This is a genomic window from Paraburkholderia agricolaris (assembly GCF_009455635.1).
Lineage (GTDB): Bacteria > Pseudomonadota > Gammaproteobacteria > Burkholderiales > Burkholderiaceae > Paraburkholderia > Paraburkholderia agricolaris.
This window is the reverse complement of record NZ_QPER01000001.1, coordinates 1,778,223-1,795,745: the sequence shown is the minus strand read 5'-3', so window position 1 is coordinate 1,795,745 and position 17,523 is coordinate 1,778,223. Positions and strand designations below refer to the sequence as shown.

Below are 17,523 nucleotides of genomic sequence, written 5' to 3'. Positions count from 1 at the left end.
TTTAGCGGATGATGCCGCGTTGCGATGCTTCGACAAACGCGAGCAGCGTTTGTACCGGCTCATCGCCATCGCCACCCGCGGTCGCGAGTTCGCGTAACTGCACCTTCGCTTCTTCCAGCGACAGGCCGTTCTTGTACAGCAAGCGATACGCCGAGCGCAGCGCGGAGATCGCGTCCGCGGAGAAACCGCGGCGGCGCAGACCTTCGACGTTGATGCCGTGGGGCTCCGCCTTGTTGCCGGCAGCAATCACGAACGGCGGAATATCCTGCACCAGCGCTGACGCGCCGCCCAGCATCGAGTGCGCGCCGATGCGCACATACTGATGCACGCCCGACATGCCGCCGACGATCGCGTGATCGCCGATCGTCACATGGCCGGCCATCTGCGCATTGCTCGACAGAATGACGTTATTGCCGACGTGGCAGTCGTGCCCGACGTGCACGTAGGCCATGATCCAGTTGTCGTCACCGAGCGTGGTGACGCCCGAATCCTGCATCGTGCCGGTGTGGATCGTGGTGAATTCACGGATCGTGTTGCGATTGCCGATCACGAGCCGGGTGGGCTCGTCCTTGTACTTCATGTCCTGCGGACGGCCGCCGACCGATGCGTAGTGGCCGATCCGGTTGTCTTCGCCGATCGTGGTGTGACCTTCAATCACGCTGTGCGAACCGACCGTGGTCCGTGCGCCGATCGTCACATGCGCACCGATGACGGCATACGGTCCGACTTCGACGGATTCGTCGAGTTGCGCGCCTGGTTCGACGATCGCAGTGGGATGAATCCTGCTCATGCGTCCTCGCTTCTGATTCTGTTGCGTTGTCCGGATGGACGTAACCGGAGCCTGCAGGGCTCAGGGTAAGCCGCTGACTGCCCGGACACCTTTAAGCGTCTTTGTCCGTGTGCCGCACCGCGCACATCAGATCCGCTTCTGCCGCCACGGCACCATCCACTTCGGCGCGCGCCTTGAACTTCCAGATGCCGCGCATATGACGCTCGAACGTACAGTTCAGGATCAGCTGATCGCCCGGTTCCACTACGCGCTTGAAACGCGCATTGTCGATGCCCACGAACAGATACAGCGTGTTCGACGGATCGCTCGGCTCTTCCGAAAACGTCAGCAGGGCCGCGGTTTGCGCGAGCGCTTCGAGGATCAGTACGCCGGGCATTACCGGACGGGTCGGAAAGTGACCCTGGAAATACGGCTCATTGATCGACACGTTCTTCAACGCTTTGATACTCTTATGCGGCTCGAGTTCGAGCACCCGGTCGACCAGCAGGATCGGGTAACGATGGGGCAGCAGCGTGAGAATCTTATGAATGTCGAGATTGATTTTTTCGGTGCTCATGGTGTTTCTACTCGCACATTAACTGCGCGATGATGACTGCGAATGCTGGTGCAGGTGGGTTGGTAACGCGTGCTGCCGGCGCTTGCCGTGACCCGGCGGCCATGCCACCCGGTCACGGCAACCGACTTTGCTTCCTGATGCTTGCCCGCTATTTTACGCGGTGCCGGCAGGTTGCCCCGCGGATTGTTCTGCAAGTAGGCCAGCGGGGTTGGCGAATGGGTTGTTCAGCTATCTCAGGTCGGGTCGCCGGCGGCGTTGCTTGCTGCGTCGGCTGGCTTGCCCGCCGACGCATTTTCCAGCGCCTTGATACGGTCACGAAGCTTGTCGATGTTACGCAGCAAAGCGGCGCTCCTGTTCCAGTCCGCATGATTCACTGCGGGGAATGCGCTGGTGTAGATGCCTGCCTTCAACAACGACTTCGACACGCCGGACTTCGCCGTGACGATCACATAGTCAGCCAGCGTCACGTGACCGGCGATCCCAACTGCGCCGCCGATCATGCAGTGACGGCCGATCGTGGTGCTGCCCGCAATACCCGCACAACCCGCGATCACCGTATAGGCGCCCACTTTGCAGTTGTGACCGATCTGCACGAGATTATCGATCTTCACGCTCTCTTCGATGATCGTGTCGGCCATCGCGCCCCGGTCGATCGTCGTGTTCGCACCGATTTCGACGTCTGCCGCAATCGACACACCGCCGACCTGAGGAATTTTCACCCAGTTGCCGGTGCGTGCATCGCCTTCACCCACGAAATCCGGCGCGAAGCCAAAGCCGTCCGAACCGATCACCGCACCCGCGTGCACGATCACGCGCTCACCGAGCTTGCAGCCGTAATACACCGCGACATTCGGATACAGATGCGAGCCCGCGCCGATCCGCGTACCGCGGCCGATCACCACGTTGGCATCCAGACGCACGTTTTCGCCGATCACCGCGCCCGCCTCTACCGTGACGTTCGGGCCGATCACCGCGCTCGCGGCAATTTGCGCGGACGGGTCGATGGTCGCGCTCGGATGGACGCCCGGCACCGGCTTAGGTGCGGCCATGTCGATGAAGGTCTGCGCGACGCGCGCAAAGTAAGCGTACGGATTCGGCGTGACGATGAAGTTACGCGCGGCATTCCCGTGGTTTTCGAGAGCGCCGAGCTTTGCTAGATCCTCGGCATTGATCAGCACCGCGCCCGCGCGAGTCGTCTCGACCTGCGACAGGTACTTCGGATTGGCGAGGAATGCCAGCTGGTCAGGGCCTGCCTGGTCAAGCGGCGCCAGGCTGCCGACGCGCTGCGAACCATCTCCGACTACTTCACCGCCGAACCGCTGGACGATGTCCTCGAGCGTAAATGCCATGCCTATCCTGTCTCCTGTGTCGACCCAGAGTGGGTGCTTTGGCGGTCAACCCGAGTTTGCGCTTTGGCTGCCGATCGGAGTTCGCGCTTTAACGCGCTACTCCGATCCCATGCAAAGCTCGTTACTCCGATCTCATGCAAAGCACTGACTCTGGTCTCATGCAAGCTTGTTGCCGCAAATCAGTCCAGCTTGTTAGTTCCACCGCCCCGTGCTGCGTAGCGGCGGCCGGCGAACTGGTGTCTGGCCGGCAAGCCCGCCGCCGGCAAGCCCAGCGCGCGTTCAGTTACCTGAGGCCGCGAGCGCCTTGAGCACCTGATCGGTAATGTCAATGCGCGGGCTCACATACACCGCTTCCTGAACGATCAGGTCGTAGTGCTGCTGCTCGGCGATCTGCTTGATCACCTTGTTGGCCCGGTCGAGCACCGCCGCCAGCTCTTCGTTGCGGCGCTGGTTCAGGTCTTCGCGAAACTCGCGCTGTTTGCGCTGAAAGTCCGTATCCAGCTGCGACAGGTCGCGCTGCTTCTGCGCACGATCTGTAGCCGACATCGACGCGCCGTTCTTGTCGAGCGAGTCGGACATCGTCTTCAGCTTCTGCGCCATGTCGGCCAGATCCTTGTCGCGCTTGGCGAATTCCGCCTCGAGCTTGACCTGCGCAGCCTTCGCGGCAGCCGATTCACGCAGGATACGGTCCGAATTCACCGCAGCAATCCTGGCTTCCTGCGCGTGCGCCGCACCCGCTACACCGACACCCAGCGTCATTGCCAGCGCGAACGCACACGCCACACGTTTCGAAAACATACCGGTTAGCAAAGTCATCCTCTCGATACTGTAATTTGGCCGGCCGCTCGGGGCCGGACCGCCAGCCGCCGCATCAGAACGCCGTCCCGATCTGGAACTGGAACTTCTGATACTGGTCGCCAGTGTGCTTCGTGAGCGGGAAGCCCAAGCTGAGCTTGAGCGGGCCGATCGGCGAGATCCACGCGAGACCGACACCGTAGCCGTAACGCAGGCCGTTCGCGCCGATGCTGTTGCCCTCTGTACCCCAGACATTACCGCCGTCGAGGAACGTAAAGACACGCAAGGTGCGGTCGTAGCCCGTGCCCGGCAACGGGAACGTCAATTCGATGTTACCCACCAGCAGCTTCGAGCCGCCGATCGGGTCGTTCGTTTTCGCGTCGCGCGGGCCCAGCGAGCTCGGCTCGTAGCCCCGCACCGAACCGATACCGCCCGCGTAGTAGTTCTTGAAAATCGGATATGGCTTGCCGCCGAGGCCGTTACCGTAACCGCCCTGGAAGTTGAAGCCCAGCACGAAGCCGCGCGAGAACGAATAATAGTACTGCGCGTTGATGTCGGCCTTGTAATACTGCGTGCCGCCGATCGGCGTGCCGTACTCGGCGTTCGCCTGCGTGAAGTAACCGCGGCTCGGCACCAGTGCGCTGTCACGCGCATCGCGCGACCAGCCCACCGTGATCGGCACGTTGTTCGACACGCGGCCGAACTCGTGCACGTAGTCGATGTAGCTCTGCGGCGTATTCGCGTCGATATCCAGCTGGTTCTGCTCGAGGCCGGCGCCGAAGTACACCGTGTCGACTTCGGAGAACGGGATACCGAATTTCAGGTCGCCACCGATCGTGACGATCTTGAAGCTCGAATCCGTCGAGTAGTACAGCGGCTGGTACGTACGGTAGTAGACGTCGGTAATCCGCTTGATGCCGTCGACCGTGAAGTACGGGTCGACCTGCGTAACCGTCAAGGTACGGTACGTCTTGGCGGTATTCACGTTCACCGAGAGACTCGTACCCGAACCGAACACGTTGTCCTGCGACACGCCCGCGGAGAGCACCACCTTGTCGGTCGACGAGAAGCCCGCGCCCAGCGTGATAGCGCCAGTCGGCTTTTCGCTCACCTTGACGTCCACGTCGACCTGGTCAGGCGTGCCTTCGACCGGCACCGTGGTCACGTCGACGTCGGTAAAGTAGCCGAGGCGGTTGATCCGGTCTTTCGACAGCGCGAGGCGGTTCGAATCGAACCACGAGCTTTCGAGCTGGCGCATTTCGCGGCGCACCACTTCGTCACGCGTGCGTGTGTTGCCGACCACGTTGATGCGGCGCACGTACACGCGGCGGCTCGGATCCACCTGCAGCGTCAGGTCGACCTTGTGGTGTTCCTGATCGATCTGCGGCTGCGCGTTGACGGTGGCGAACGCATAGCCATACTGGCCCAGCTTGTCGACAATCGCCTTGGTGGTGGCTTGCAGCTTTTCAGCCGAGAAACGGTCACCCGGTTTGATCTTGATCAGCTTGGCCAGCTCCGGCTCGCGGTCGAGCAGATTACCGGCCAGCTTGATGCTGTTGATCGTGTACGGCTCGCCTTCATGCAGCGTGACCGTCAGATACATGTCCTTCTTGTCCGGCGAGATCGACACCTGGGTCGAGTCGATATTGAATTCGAGGTAGCCGCGATTCAGGTAATACGAGCGGACGTTCTCGAGGTCGCCGGTGAGCTTGTCTTTCGCGTACAGGTCGTTCTTCGTGTACCACGAGAACCAGTTCGGCGTGGACAGCTGCATTTCGTCGCGCAGCGTACCCGTGCTGAACGCCTTATTGCCGATGAAGTTGATCTGGCGGATCTTCGCGCTCGGACCTTCAGCCACCGAGAACAGCACCGACACGCGGTTGCGGTCGATCGGCGTGATCGTGGTGGTGACTTCGGCGGCATAGTAACCGCGCGTCAGATACTGGCGCTTCAACTCCTGCTCGGCCTTGTCGACGAGTGCCTTGTCGTAGTAACGGCCTTGCGACAAACCGACCGCGCGCAGCGCCTTGGTCAGGTTGTCCTTGTCGAACTCGTGAATGCCTGCGAAGTCGATCGTGCCGATGGCCGGACGCTCCAGCACCTGCACGATGACGACATTGCCTTCGGTCGCGATCTTGACGTCGTTGAAGAAGCCCGTGGCGTATAGCGCGCGAATGGCTTCGGAAGCCTTGTCGTCGGTAAAGGTGTCGCCTTGCTTGATGGGCAGGTACGCGAACACGGTACCGGGTTCGACGCGTTGCAACCCCTCGATCCGGATGTCTTGCACCACGAAGGGCGTCGTTGCGTGAGCAACCAGCCCATGCGCGGCGAATGCCGCGGCTATAACCGTCTTTGGAACAAAGCGATGAGGTTTAAACAACGTGCTTCCCCAGTGTGTATAGCTGCATCAGGTCGGGCGGTCGCCATCGTGAACGCCGCCAGACACTTTAAAAATGGATTAAACGAGCCAGATCGTTGAACAGCGCAATCGCCGACAATGCGACGATGCAGGCGAGACCCGCCCTCTGAAAAACGAGTTGCCAGCGATCGGAGACAACTTTGCCGGTTACAGCTTCAACCAAATAATATAACAGATGACCCCCGTCCAATACCGGAATTGGTAACAGGTTCAGTACGCCGAGGCTAATACTGACAAGGGCAAGGAACGACAGGAATGCAGAAGGACCTAGACGTGCGCTCTTTCCTGCGTAATCGGCGATCGTCACGGGACCGGAAAGATTCTTGAGCGATGCCTCGCCGACGATCATTCGCCCGAACATGCGCACCGAATAAACAGCCAGATCCCAGGTACGACGTGCGCCCAGTTGCAGACTTTCGACCGGCCCGTAACGCACGTCGATCGACGGCACCTGAGTCGCGAGTTCCGCGCCGATACGGCCGATCTGCTGCCCCGTCGCCTCATCGCGCTGCGACTGCGGGACGATCCGAACGTCTTCCAGCTTGCCCGCCGCCGGCCCGCCGCGCTCCACCTGCAGCGTCACAGGTACACCGGCGTGCGATTTTACATAAGCGATGAAGGCCGTGGCATTGTCGGTAGGCACACCGTTGATCGCGCGCAGACGGTCACCCACCGCAAGGCCGGCTTTTTGCGCCGCGCTATCCGGCTGCACGCCCGCGACCGTCAGCTTGCCACCGCCCGGCTCGAAGCCGAGACGCGACATAAAGTCGTCGTCGACGTCTTTCTCGGTGATGCCGCGCAGATCCAGCTGAAAATCCGAGATGCCGTGGGCGTCTTTCGCGCTCAACACGACCCGCTTGTGATCGAATGCCGCGCCCAGCAGCTTCCAGCGCAGGTCGGACCATGAACGCACCCGCTCGGATTCGCCGGCGGTCTCGGTACGCACCGCGACAACGGTTTCGCCGCCGTCGAAACCGGCCAGCGCCGCTGGGGTATTCGGAGCAGGCGTCGCAACCACGGCCGCCGGCTCGGTCACGCCAGTGGCGAACACAAGGGCGAACAGCACGATGGCAAGCAGGAAGTTCGCGATCGGGCCGGCCGCGACAATCGCGAAACGGCGCCACACCGACTGGCGGTTGAACGCATGCGGCAAGGCTTCAGGCGGAATCGGCGCCCCGCCGGTCTCGCGCTCGTCGAGCATTTTGACGTACCCGCCTAGCGGCAGCGCGGCAATCGTCCATTCGGTGCCCGTCTTCTGGCTCACCCATTGAACCAGCGGCTTGCCGAAGCCGATCGAAAAACGCAGCACCTGGACGCCGCACAAACGCGCCACACTGTAATGCCCATACTCGTGGACCACCACGAGCACGCCAATCGCAACCGCGAAGGCCAGCAGTTCGATTAGCAGATTCATAGGCGCCTCACTGGACGGCGCGTTCCGTGCGACGGGCGCCGTCCGGCAGGCGCGCGATGAAGTCGGTGGCGGCACGGCGCGCGGCGGCGTCGGCCTCGATCACGTCCTCGAGCGCGTGCGCGCTGCGGTTCGGCAAAGCGTTGAGTACGGCGTCGACCACCTGAGCAATCGCCATGAACCCGATCTGGCGTGACAGGAACGCTTCAACAGCGATTTCGTTCGCGGCATTGAGGGCCGCGCTCGCCAACCCGCCCTCGGCCAGCGCCTTCACGGCGAGTGCCAGACACGGGAAGCGCGTGTAGTCCGGTTTTTCGAACGAGAGCGACGCGACCTGCAGCAGATCGAGTTGCGCCACGCCAGAATCGACCCGCTCCGGAAACGCCAGCGCGTGCGCGATTGGCGTACGCATATCGGGGTTCCCCAGTTGCGCGAGCACCGAGCCGTCGGCGTACGACACCATTGAATGAATCACGCTTTGCGGGTGAATCAGCACCTCGATACGCTCGCCCGGCACGTTGAAGAGCCAGTGCGCTTCGATCACCTCGAGGCCTTTGTTCATCATCGTGGCCGAGTCGACCGAAATCTTGCGGCCCATCACCCAGTTCGGATGCTTGCAGGCCTCGTCAGGCGTGACGTCAACCAGCGTGGCCGGTTCGCGCGTGCGGAACGGGCCGCCCGAGGCGGTCAGGATGATCCTGGAGACGCCGCCGTGCAGTGCGGCTTCGCGCGGCAGGCATTGGAAAATCGCGTTGTGTTCGCTGTCGACCGGCAGCAGCACGGCACCGTTGTCGCGCACCGCGTCCATGAAGATCGCGCCGGACATCACCAGCGCTTCCTTGTTGGCGAGCAGGATGCGCTTGCCGGCACGCGCCGCGGCGAGGCTCGGCGCGAGGCCTGCCGCGCCGACGATCGCCGCCACCACCGTATCGCAGCCATCGCTCTCCGATACGTCGACGAGCGCTTGCGGCCCGTACGTGACCTCGGTCTTGCAGCCTGCTTCGCGCAACTTCGCCGCGACGCGCACGGCGGTGTCGGCGTCGCCGACAACCGCGACCTCAGGCCGAAAACGCAGGCATTGCTCGACGAGCTTGTCGCCGTTGCGATGCGCAGTGAGCGCGTAAACCGAAAAGCGCTCGGGATGACGCGCGACGACGTCGAGCGTGCTGTCTCCAATCGAGCCCGTGGAACCGAGCAATGTCAGACGTTTTTGCATATCTCTTTCTCTAGCCGAGCAGCAGCATGGCAAGCGGCAGCACCGGCAACAATGCGTCGATGCGGTCGAGTACGCCACCGTGCCCGGGCAACAGGCCGCTTGAATCTTTCACTCCGGCCTGGCGTTTCATCATCGATTCGAACAGATCGCCCACCACGCTGAATGCCACCAGCAAGGTCAGTGCGAGCAACGTACGTACGGCGCCTAATTGCGCCAGCAGCGCAGAATACAGGGTCGGCTCGAACGCATGCAAAAAGACCGCCGCAGCGGCGACGATCATCACGGCCAGCCAGCCGCCGATCGCGCCCTCCCAGGTCTTACCCGGGCTGATGGCAGGCGCCAGCTTGTGCTTCCCGAAAGCCTTTCCGGAGAAGTATGCGCCGATATCGGCCAGCCAGACCAACAGCAGCAACGACAGCACGAACGGCACGCCCTTCATGCGCGCGGCGACGAGAGCATGCCAGCACGCGACGAATACCACAATGCCGGCCAGGAATAGAAACCCGCGCCATGCGCCTTGCGCGAGGGTCGGCTTGCGCAAAAGCACATATGGCCCCGCGATCACCCAGAAAATAGCGGCCGCCTGAAACAGCGGCCGGGGTTCCTCGATACCGGTACCGAGACGTGTGCTCGCGACTAGCGCCACGGCGGCTACCAGCGCGTAAATGACCGGGCCTGCACCGCCGAGCTTCAGCAGGCGCGCCCATTCCCACGCCGCGAATACGACGACGAAGGCGATCAGCGCGCCGAACGCGCCAACCGGCGCGAACAACGTGACCGGCAAGAAAATCGCCAGCAGGATGATCGCCGTGATGACACGGGTTTTTAGCATGGAAGCGAATCGACGTTTTGCGATTGCGGCTCGAGTTGAGCACTGGTACGGCCAAAGCGGCGCTCACGCTCCGCATAGGAAGCGATGGCGTGGCCGAGCGCGTCGGCGTCGAAATCCGGCCAGAACGTGTCGGTGAAGTAGAACTCGGTGTAGGCAAGTTGCCACAGCAGGAAGTTGCTGACGCGGCGCTCGCCGCCGGTGCGGATAAAGAGATCCGGCTCCGGTGCATAGGCCATCGACAGGTGTTCGGCGAACGAATCCTCGTTCACTTCGACCGCTTTACCTGCCAGCGCCGATTGCTCGGCAAGCTTGCGGGTGGCCTGCATGATGTCCCAACGGCCGCCGTAATTGGCAGCGATGGTGAGCGTAAGACGAGTATTGCGCGCGGTTTTGGTTTCCGCGCGCTTGATCAGGTCGCGAATGCGCGTATCGAATCGGGACAGATCGCCAACCACACGCAGACGAATGCCATTCGCGTGCAGCTTGCCGATCTCGCGCTCCAGCGCGGTGACGAACAGGCGCATCAGGAACGACACCTCGTCGTTCGGGCGGCGCCAGTTTTCCGAACTGAAAGCAAACAGCGTCAGGTATTCGACGCCCTGCCGGGCGCAGGCCTCGACGGCCGCACGCACCGCGTCGACGCCGCGCGTATGGCCGGCCACGCGCGGCAGACGGCGCTGGGTCGCCCAACGGCCATTGCCGTCCATGATGATCGCGATATGTCGCGGCACCGCGGCGACATCAGGCACGCGCACGGTTGAGCTGGTATAGGTCATGGCCGTCGGGACAGTGACTGCAAAAAAAGAAGTGGAAACCCTGAAGGTGCTGAGCCAACCGGCCTCAGACCGTCATGATCTCGGCTTCTTTGGTCACTACGAGTTTGTCGATTTCCGTGACGAACTTGTCCGTCAGCTTCTGAACGTCATCACCTGCACGGCGTTCGTCGTCTTCCGAAATTTCCTTGTCCTTCACGAGCTTTTTCAGTTGCTCGTTTGCATCACGGCGCAGGTTACGAATCGCGACCTTGGCCGTCTCCGCTTCGCTCTTGACCACTTTGGTCAATTCGCGACGGCGTTCTTCGGTCAGCGCGGGCATCGGTACGCGGATCACGTCGCCCTGGGTCGCCGGGTTCAGACCGAGGTCCGACTCGCGGATCGCCTTTTCGACGACCTGGACCATCTTCTTTTCCCACGGCTGCACGCCGATCGTGCGAGCGTCGATCAACGTCAGGTTCGCAACCTGCGAAATCGGCACCGGCGAACCGTAGTAATCACACTGGATGTGATCGAGCAGGCCCGTATGCGCACGGCCCGTGCGGATCTTCGACAGGTCGTTCTTGAACGCGTCGATGGAACGCTGCATCTTTTGTTCAGCGCCCTTCCTGATATCAGCCACAGACATTTTTAAACCTCCGAACCTTCAAAACGGTGCGAGCCGGCCAGCGCGCGCATGATGCGGCGGCCTGGGCTCGCGTTAAAGCCCACGTTATGTGAACGAGAGTTTACACGTGGACGAGGGTGCCCTCGTCCTCGCCGAGTACGATGCGCTTGAGCGCGCCCGGTTTGACGATCGAAAATACCCGGATCGGCAGCTTCTGGTCGCGGCACAGCGCGAACGCCGTGGCGTCCATCACCTGCAGATTGCGGCCGATTGCCTCGTCGAAGCTGATCGTGGCGTAACGGGTCGCACTCGGGTCTTTCTTCGGATCAGCCGAATAGACGCCGTCCACCTTGGTGGCCTTCAGCACGACTTCCGCGCCGACTTCCGAACCGCGCAGCGCAGCCGCCGTATCCGTCGTGAAGAACGGATTGCCGGTGCCGGCCGCGAAAATCACGACTTTGCCTTCTTCGAGCTGGCGAATCGCACGGGGCCGGATGTACGGCTCGACCACCTGGTCCATGCGCAGCGCGGATTGCACGCGCGCTTCGATACCGGCGTGGCGCATCGCGTCCTGCAGGGCCAGCGCATTCATCATGGTGGCCAGCATGCCCATGTAGTCAGCCGTGGCGCGATCCATACCGGCCGCGCCGCCCGCGACGCCGCGGAAAATATTGCCGCCGCCGATCACCACGGCCAGCTGCGTTCCGAGACGGACCACTTCGGCCACGTCCGCTACCATTCGTTCGATGGTCGCGCGATTGATGCCGAAGGCATCGTCGCCCATCAGAGCTTCACCGGAGAGTTTGAGCAGGACGCGTTTATAGGCTGTGGGCATAGGGGTATCCAGATCGCGCAGAACAGGGCAACAACAAGGGACTAATGTAGGGGTGAAATACTGATTCGGGCAAGCGCCGCCAAATTGACGAACCCTGGGGTTCGCCAGCGGCGTGCGCCACGAGGGTCACCCGCGCGCAGCCTTGCGGCGCCGCCGACCGCGGCAAAGTCTTGCTCCGCCGCGGGTCCAACGGTACTAACTGAAGCTTAAGCGATACTTATTGCTGCTTTGCAGCAGCGACTTGAGCCGCCACTTCGGCTGCGAAGTCATCCTGCTTCTTCTCGATGCCTTCGCCGACCACGAACAGCGCGAACTTCTGCACGCTCGCGTTGCCAGCCTTCAGCATCTGCTCGATCGTCTGCTTGTCGTTCTTAACGAACGTCTGGTTCAGCAGCGAGACTTCCTTCAGGTACTTCTGCACGCTGCCGTCGACCATCTTGGCGACGATTTCAGCCGGCTTGCCCGATTCGGCAGCCTTCTGCTCAGCAATGCTGCGCTCCTTGGCGATCAGATCCGCCGGCACGTCGTCCGACGACAGCGAGACCGGCTTCATTGCAGCGATGTGCATGGCCACGTCCTTGCCGACCTGCTCGTCCGCGCCGGTGTACTCGACCAGCACGCCGATGCGGGTGCCGTGCAGGTACGCTGCCAGCTTGTTCGACGTTTCGAAACGCACAAAACGGCGGATCGACAGGTTTTCACCGATCTTGCCGACCAGCGCGAGACGCACGGCGTCGACCGTCGAGCCGTCCAGCGGCAGTGCCGACAGCGCAGCGACGTCAGCCGGGTTTTGCGCAGCGACCAGCTCGGCGATCGTCTTCGAGAAAGCCAGGAAGTCGTCGTTCTTGGAAACGAAGTCGGTTTCGCAGTTCAGTTCGACCAGCGAACCCGCGTTGCCGCCGATGAACGATGCGACCACGCCTTCAGCCGTCACGCGCGATGCCGCCTTGCTGGCCTTGTTGCCAAGCTTCACGCGCAGCAGCTCTTCAGCGCGCGCCATGTCGCCTTCGGCTTCCGTCAGCGCTTTCTTGCATTCCATCATCGGCGCGTCAGTCTTTGCGCGCAGTTCTGCAACCATGCTTGCGGTAATTGCCGCCATCATTTGCTCCTTGAGTTCCGTCTGTCACACGCCGCCCGGACTTCGATACCGGCGGCAAGAATTCGTTTCAACGTTGCACGTATTTTTTACGGACTACGTTTGGGCACTGCTCACAGCACACCACTACTTTGTCGCGGCTTAAAAAAAGGGGGCCTGTAGAAAGCCCCCTTTTTTGCCGGACACGGGGTAGCTTTACGCTTCCCCGTTGACCTCGACGAACTCGTCGCCGTCACCGCCACGGGCAGCCTGCACCACTTCGTTGACCGCGTTAGCACGGCCTTCCAGGATCGCGTCAGCCACGCCAGCCGTGTACAGAGCGACAGCCTTCGAAGCGTCGTCGTTACCCGGGATCACGTAGTCGATGCCTTCCGGCGAGTGGTTCGTGTCGACCACGGCGATGACCGGAATGCCGAGCTTGTTAGCTTCGGTCACGGCAATCTTGTGGTAGCCGACGTCGACCACGAAGATCGCGTCCGGAATACCACCCATGTCCTTCACGCCGCCGATCGACTTTTGCAGCTTGGCCATTTCGCGTTCGAACAGGAGCGCTTCTTTCTTGCTCATGCGTTCGGTTTCGCCCGCTTCCAGCGCTGCTTCCATGTCTTTCAGGCGCTTGATCGAGACCTTCAGCGTCTTGAAGTTGGTCAGCATGCCGCCGAGCCAGCGTGCGTTGACGAACGGCATGCCAGCGCGTTGTGCCTCTTCAGCGATCGTGTCGCGCGATTGACGCTTCGTGCCGACGAACAGGATCGTGCCGCGATTCGCTGCCAGTTGACGCGCGTACTTCAGCGCGTCGTTGTACATCGGCAGCGTCTTTTCGAGGTTGATAATGTGAATCTTGTTGCGATGACCGAAAATGAAGGGGGCCATCTTCGGGTTCCAGAAGCGCGTTTGGTGACCGAAGTGGACACCGGCTTCCAGCATTTGACGCATGGTAACTGCCATGAAAATCTCCGCGAGGGTTGGGTCTTAAGCCGGCTGCCGTATCGGCCGCGCCGCCATTGTGCCCATGCACTTTCTGGCTGAACGCGGCAGACACCCTGGGTGCGCCGGCTTGCGAGTCTGCTGCCTTGGTACTGCCCTATCCCGTAGCGCAGGCAACTATCGCCACGTGAAGCCATTTCTGCCAACTTGCGTTTCGCCCACTGCCCATTAGCATTAGAACAGCGATACATCAACGAAATAAGACAGAGATCGACTTAGCCAAAGATTATAGCACGCGACTATCGGCTGACTCAACCCGCGTGGTAGCTCCTGTTTGCCGTAGGCGGTTGCACCTAGGCGCTCACGGCCGCCCCAGAAAGCCATTCGCAATCAGCCGCGAACACGGAAGCAAAGGCACCACCCTGCTCGCAAAACCCTGCGGCAGGTGGAATATGGTGCGATAATCTTGCAATAAATTGCATTTCAGGCCCGACTCATGGCTATTACGCTCAAAAACGAACACGATATCGCGCAGATGCGCGTCGCCTGCAAACTCGCTAGCGAAGTGCTCGACTACATTACGCCGTTCGTTACAGCCGGCGTCACGACCGGCGAACTCGACCGGTTGTGTCACGAATATATGCTCCAGGCCCAGGGAACGGTCCCGGCGCCGCTGAATTATCAGCCGCCCGGCTACCCGCCCTACCCGAAAGCCACCTGTATTTCGGTCAACGACGTGATCTGCCACGGCATTCCGGGCGACAAGACACTTAAGAACGGCGACGCGCTGAACATCGACATCACGGTGATCAAGGAAGGCTATTTCGGCGACACCAGCCGGATGTTCATCGTCGGCGAAGGCTCGATCATGGCCAAACGCCTTGTGCAGACCACCTTCGAATGCATGTGGCTCGGCATCGACCAGGTGCGCCCAGGCGCCCATCTCGGCGATATCGGTTACGCCATCCAGAAGCACGCCGAGGGGCAAGGCTACAGCGTGGTGCGCGAATATTGCGGCCACGGCATCGGCACGGTGTTTCACGAAGACCCACAGATCCTTCACTACGGCCGTCCCGGCACCGGGCTGGAACTGCAAACCGGCATGATCTTCACGATCGAACCGATGATCAACGCCGGCCGGCGCGACATCCGTACCATGCCGGACCAGTGGACCGTCAAAACCAAGGACCGCAGCCTGTCGGCACAGTGGGAACACACCGTGCTCGTCACCGAAACCGGCTACGACGTGCTGACTGTCTCGGCCGGCACGCCCGCGCGTCCGCCGGTTGTCGCAGCCACGGCCTGACCGACTTCCGACCTCACCCGCCCATCTGCCAATGAGTAGTGTTCCAGCCGTCGCCCAGTCCCACGCCACGTCGCTCAAGGCAGACTATAAAGTGGCCAAAGCCCAGTTGCTGGAACGCTTCAAGACCGCCTCCAACGTCGACTCGCTGATGGCCGCGCTCTCGCGCGCCACCGACGAATCGCTACGCGCCGCCTGGAACACCTGCGAACTGCCGCCCGAACTGGCGCTGCTGGCCGTGGGCGGTTACGGGCGCGGCGAACTCGCGCCCCACTCCGACATCGACATTCTGGTCCTGCTGCCCGACGCGCCGATCGAGCATCTCGCGGCGCGCATCGAGCGCTTTATCAGTCTCGCGTGGGATTTGGGGCTCGAACTCGGCAGCAGCGTGCGCAGCGTGGCGCAATGTATCGAAGAAGCGGCCAACGACGTCACCGTGCGCACCTCGCTGCTGGAAGCACGGCGCATTACGGGGAGCGCCACGCTCTTCGACGACTTTGCAAAGCGCTACCGCGAAGCTCTCGACCCGCGCGCGTTCTTCCAGGCCAAAGTGCTGGAAATGCGGCAGCGGCACGCCAAGTTTCAGGACACGCCGTATTCCCTCGAACCGAACATCAAGGAAAGTCCGGGCGGCCTGCGCGACCTGCAACTGATCCTGTGGATCACACAAGCGGCCGGTTTCGGCAGCAGCTGGCGCGAGCTCGAAGCACGCGGCCTGATCACCGAGCGTGAAGCGCGCGAACTGCGCCGCAACGAAGGTTTCCTGAAAACGCTGCGTGCCCGGCTGCATGTGATCGCCGGGCGCCGCCAGGACATTCTGGTGTTCGATCTGCAAACGCCGGTCGCCGAAAGCTTCGGCTACAAGCCGACGGCCACCAAGCGCGCCAGCGAACAGCTGATGCGCCGCTATTACTGGGCCGCCAAGGCGGTCACGCAGCTCGCCACCATCCTGATCCAGAACATCGAAGCGCAGTTGTTCCCCAGCACGAGCGGCATCACGCGCGTGCTGTCAGACCGTTTCGTCGAGAAGCAGGGCATGCTGGAAATCGCCAGCGACGACGTATTCCAGCGCGAGCCGAACGCGATCCTCGAAGCTTTCCTGCTCTACGAACAGACGCCGGGCGTGAAGGGTTTGTCGGCGCGCACGCTGCGCGCGATCTACAACGCGCGCGACGTGATGGACCAGCATTGGCGGCGCGATCCGGAAAACCGGCGCCTGTTCATGGACATCCTGAAGCAGCCGGCCGGCATCACGCATGCGCTGCGCCTGATGAACCAGACCAGCGTGCTCGGACGCTATCTGCTGAACTTCCGGCGCATTGTCGGGCAGATGCAGCACGACCTGTATCACGTGTACACGGTCGATCAGCACATCCTTATGGTGTTGCGCAATCTGCGCCGCTTCGCGGTAGCCGAGCACGCGCACGAATATCCGTTCTGCAGCCAGTTGATCGCCAATTTCGACCGGCCGTGGGTCCTGTACGTGGCGGCGCTGTTTCACGATATCGCCAAGGGCCGTGGCGGCGACCATTCCACGCTCGGCATGGCCGACGCGCGGCGCTTCTGCCGTAGCCACGGCATCGAGGGCGAGGACGGCGAACTGGTCGTCTGGCTGGTCCAGCAGCATCTGACCATGAGCCAGGTTGCGCAAAAACAGGACACGAGCGACCCCGAAGTCATCAAGCGCTTTGCCGAACTGGTCGGCAACGAACGCCGGCTGACCGCGCTTTACCTGCTGACCGTGGCCGACATTCGCGGCACCAGCCCGAAAGTCTGGAACACGTGGAAGGGCAAGCTGCTCGAGGACCTCTACCGCACGACCCTGGCGGTGCTCGGCGGCGCGCGGCCTGACGCGCACTCCGAGTTGAAGTCGCGTCAGGAAGAAGCGTTGGCCCTGCTGCGCCTGGAAACCGTGCCGGAAGGTGCGCAAAAGGCGCTGTGGGACAAGCTGGACATCGGCTACTTCCTGCGCCACGACGCGGCGGACATTGCCTGGCAGACCCGCGTGCTGTACCGGCACGTGGAGACCGCGACACCGATCGTGCGGGCACGTCCGTCGCCGATCGGCGAAGCGCTTCAGGTGCTGGTCTATGTGAAGGACCAGCCCGATCTGTTCGCCGGTATTTGTGCGTATTTCGACCGCAATGGCTTGTCGGTGCTCGATGCGCGGGTCAGCACAACCCGTCACGGGTACGCGCTCGATAATTTCCTCGTCGCGCATACCGAAGAAGACGTGCATTATCGCGATATTGCCAATCTGGTCGAACAGGAACTGACCGCACGCCTCACCGGTGACGGCACCCTGCTACCGGGACCGTCGAAAGGCCGTTTGTCGCGGCTGTCGCGGACCTTCCCTGTCACGCCGCGCGTCGATCTTCGGGCCGACGAGCGCGGCCAATATTACATCCTGTCCGTGTCTGCGAACGACCGGCCAGGCCTTCTTTATTCAATCGCGCGCGTGCTGGCCGAGCACCGGGTCGGCGTTGCGTCGGCGCGGATCAATACGCTCGGCGAACGTGTCGAAGACGTGTTCCTGCTGGATGGACACGGTCTGTCGGACAACCGGCTGCAAATTCAGGTCGAGACCGAACTGCTGCGCGCGATTGCAGTGTGA

General features: G+C 62.0%; 15 protein-coding genes. 2 read left to right on the top strand and 13 right to left on the bottom strand.

Annotated features, from left to right (window positions below; translation table 11 throughout):
* Nucleotide 1: 1 nt before the first annotated feature.
* The 13 genes from lpxA to rpsB all read right to left on the bottom strand — a co-directional run bounded on the left by lpxA (nucleotide 2) and on the right by rpsB (nucleotide 13,627).
* Nucleotides 2-790 carry an acyl-ACP--UDP-N-acetylglucosamine O-acyltransferase gene (gene lpxA, locus GH665_RS08140; RefSeq protein ID WP_153135419.1) on the bottom strand — a complete coding sequence of 263 codons (789 nt, stop codon included), beginning with the start codon at nucleotides 788-790 and terminating at the stop codon, nucleotides 2-4.
* Nucleotides 791-881: 91 nt separating this feature from the next.
* A complete protein-coding gene (gene fabZ, locus GH665_RS08135) occupies nucleotides 882-1,346 on the bottom strand; it encodes a 3-hydroxyacyl-ACP dehydratase FabZ (RefSeq protein ID WP_020065638.1) in 465 nt (154 codons plus the stop codon).
* A gap of 233 nt (nucleotides 1,347-1,579) precedes the next feature.
* Nucleotides 1,580-2,695, bottom strand: coding sequence for a UDP-3-O-(3-hydroxymyristoyl)glucosamine N-acyltransferase (lpxD, locus tag GH665_RS08130; protein WP_153135418.1), 1,116 nt, complete (start codon nucleotides 2,693-2,695; stop codon nucleotides 1,580-1,582).
* A gap of 279 nt (nucleotides 2,696-2,974) precedes the next feature.
* On the bottom strand, nucleotides 2,975-3,511 hold the full coding sequence (locus tag GH665_RS08125; protein ID WP_174771706.1) for an OmpH/Skp family outer membrane protein: 537 nt from the start codon (nucleotides 3,509-3,511) through the stop codon (nucleotides 2,975-2,977).
* 55 nt (nucleotides 3,512-3,566) lie between these two features.
* Entirely contained in the window at nucleotides 3,567-5,870 is a 2,304-nt protein-coding gene (gene bamA, locus GH665_RS08120; RefSeq protein WP_153135417.1) for an outer membrane protein assembly factor BamA, read from the bottom strand.
* Nucleotides 5,871-5,937: 67 nt separating this feature from the next.
* Complete coding sequence (rseP, locus tag GH665_RS08115) at nucleotides 5,938-7,323, bottom strand: RIP metalloprotease RseP (RefSeq protein ID WP_153135416.1); 1,386 nt, start codon at nucleotides 7,321-7,323, stop codon at nucleotides 5,938-5,940.
* A 7-nt stretch (nucleotides 7,324-7,330) separates the two neighbouring features.
* Nucleotides 7,331-8,536: a 1-deoxy-D-xylulose-5-phosphate reductoisomerase gene (locus GH665_RS08110; protein WP_153135415.1), complete on the bottom strand. Its 1,206-nt coding sequence runs from the start codon at nucleotides 8,534-8,536 to the stop codon at nucleotides 7,331-7,333.
* Between the two features lie 10 nt (nucleotides 8,537-8,546).
* Nucleotides 8,547-9,368, bottom strand: coding sequence for a phosphatidate cytidylyltransferase (locus tag GH665_RS08105; protein WP_028199368.1), 822 nt, complete (start codon nucleotides 9,366-9,368; stop codon nucleotides 8,547-8,549).
* Nucleotides 9,362-10,144 (bottom strand): polyprenyl diphosphate synthase, encoded by a 783-nt coding sequence (gene uppS, locus GH665_RS08100; RefSeq protein WP_028199369.1) that lies wholly within the window; start codon nucleotides 10,142-10,144, stop codon nucleotides 9,362-9,364. The genes GH665_RS08105 and uppS overlap by 7 nt, the downstream gene beginning before the upstream one ends.
* A 64-nt stretch (nucleotides 10,145-10,208) precedes the next feature.
* A complete protein-coding gene (gene frr, locus GH665_RS08095; protein WP_028199370.1) occupies nucleotides 10,209-10,769 on the bottom strand; it encodes a ribosome recycling factor in 561 nt (186 codons plus the stop codon).
* Nucleotides 10,770-10,869: 100 nt separating this feature from the next.
* Entirely contained in the window at nucleotides 10,870-11,583 is a 714-nt protein-coding gene (gene pyrH / locus GH665_RS08090) for a UMP kinase (protein WP_028199371.1), read from the bottom strand.
* Nucleotides 11,584-11,800: 217 nt separating this feature from the next.
* Nucleotides 11,801-12,682, bottom strand: coding sequence for a translation elongation factor Ts (gene tsf / locus GH665_RS08085; protein WP_153135414.1), 882 nt, complete (start codon nucleotides 12,680-12,682; stop codon nucleotides 11,801-11,803).
* 192 nt (nucleotides 12,683-12,874) lie between these two features.
* The gene (gene rpsB, locus GH665_RS08080) at nucleotides 12,875-13,627 is read right to left on the bottom strand and encodes a 30S ribosomal protein S2 (RefSeq protein ID WP_028199373.1); all 753 of its coding nucleotides are present in this window, start codon (nucleotides 13,625-13,627) and stop codon (nucleotides 12,875-12,877) included.
* A gap of 475 nt (nucleotides 13,628-14,102) precedes the next feature.
* Here rpsB and map point away from each other — a divergent pair, with 475 nt between their 5' ends.
* Both map and GH665_RS08070 read left to right on the top strand, forming a co-directional pair.
* Complete coding sequence (gene map, locus GH665_RS08075; protein WP_153135413.1) at nucleotides 14,103-14,912, top strand: type I methionyl aminopeptidase; 810 nt, start codon at nucleotides 14,103-14,105, stop codon at nucleotides 14,910-14,912.
* 31 nt (nucleotides 14,913-14,943) lie between these two features.
* Entirely contained in the window at nucleotides 14,944-17,523 is a 2,580-nt protein-coding gene (locus tag GH665_RS08070; protein ID WP_046568861.1) for a [protein-PII] uridylyltransferase, read from the top strand.

What these genes read in the sequence shown, in the direction of transcription:
- lpxA (WP_153135419.1), bottom strand. Translation starts at nt 790, where the DNA reads ATGAGCAGGATTCATCCCACTGCGATCGTCGAACCAGGCGCGCAACTC.
- fabZ (WP_020065638.1), bottom strand. Translation starts at nt 1,346, where the DNA reads ATGAGCACCGAAAAAATCAATCTCGACATTCATAAGATTCTCACGCTG.
- lpxD (WP_153135418.1), bottom strand. Translation starts at nt 2,695, where the DNA reads ATGGCATTTACGCTCGAGGACATCGTCCAGCGGTTCGGCGGTGAAGTA.
- GH665_RS08125 (WP_174771706.1), bottom strand. Translation starts at nt 3,511, where the DNA reads ATGACTTTGCTAACCGGTATGTTTTCGAAACGTGTGGCGTGTGCGTTC.
- rseP (WP_153135416.1), bottom strand. Translation starts at nt 7,323, where the DNA reads ATGAATCTGCTAATCGAACTGCTGGCCTTCGCGGTTGCGATTGGCGTG.
- GH665_RS08110 (WP_153135415.1), bottom strand. Translation starts at nt 8,536, where the DNA reads ATGCAAAAACGTCTGACATTGCTCGGTTCCACGGGCTCGATTGGAGAC.
- GH665_RS08105 (WP_028199368.1), bottom strand. Translation starts at nt 9,368, where the DNA reads ATGCTAAAAACCCGTGTCATCACGGCGATCATCCTGCTGGCGATTTTC.
- uppS (WP_028199369.1), bottom strand. Translation starts at nt 10,144, where the DNA reads ATGACCTATACCAGCTCAACCGTGCGCGTGCCTGATGTCGCCGCGGTG.
- frr (WP_028199370.1), bottom strand. Translation starts at nt 10,769, where the DNA reads ATGTCTGTGGCTGATATCAGGAAGGGCGCTGAACAAAAGATGCAGCGT.
- pyrH (WP_028199371.1), bottom strand. Translation starts at nt 11,583, where the DNA reads ATGCCCACAGCCTATAAACGCGTCCTGCTCAAACTCTCCGGTGAAGCT.
- tsf (WP_153135414.1), bottom strand. Translation starts at nt 12,682, where the DNA reads ATGGCGGCAATTACCGCAAGCATGGTTGCAGAACTGCGCGCAAAGACT.
- rpsB (WP_028199373.1), bottom strand. Translation starts at nt 13,627, where the DNA reads ATGGCAGTTACCATGCGTCAAATGCTGGAAGCCGGTGTCCACTTCGGT.
- map (WP_153135413.1), top strand. Translation starts at nt 14,103, where the DNA reads ATGGCTATTACGCTCAAAAACGAACACGATATCGCGCAGATGCGCGTC.
- GH665_RS08070 (WP_046568861.1), top strand. Translation starts at nt 14,944, where the DNA reads ATGAGTAGTGTTCCAGCCGTCGCCCAGTCCCACGCCACGTCGCTCAAG.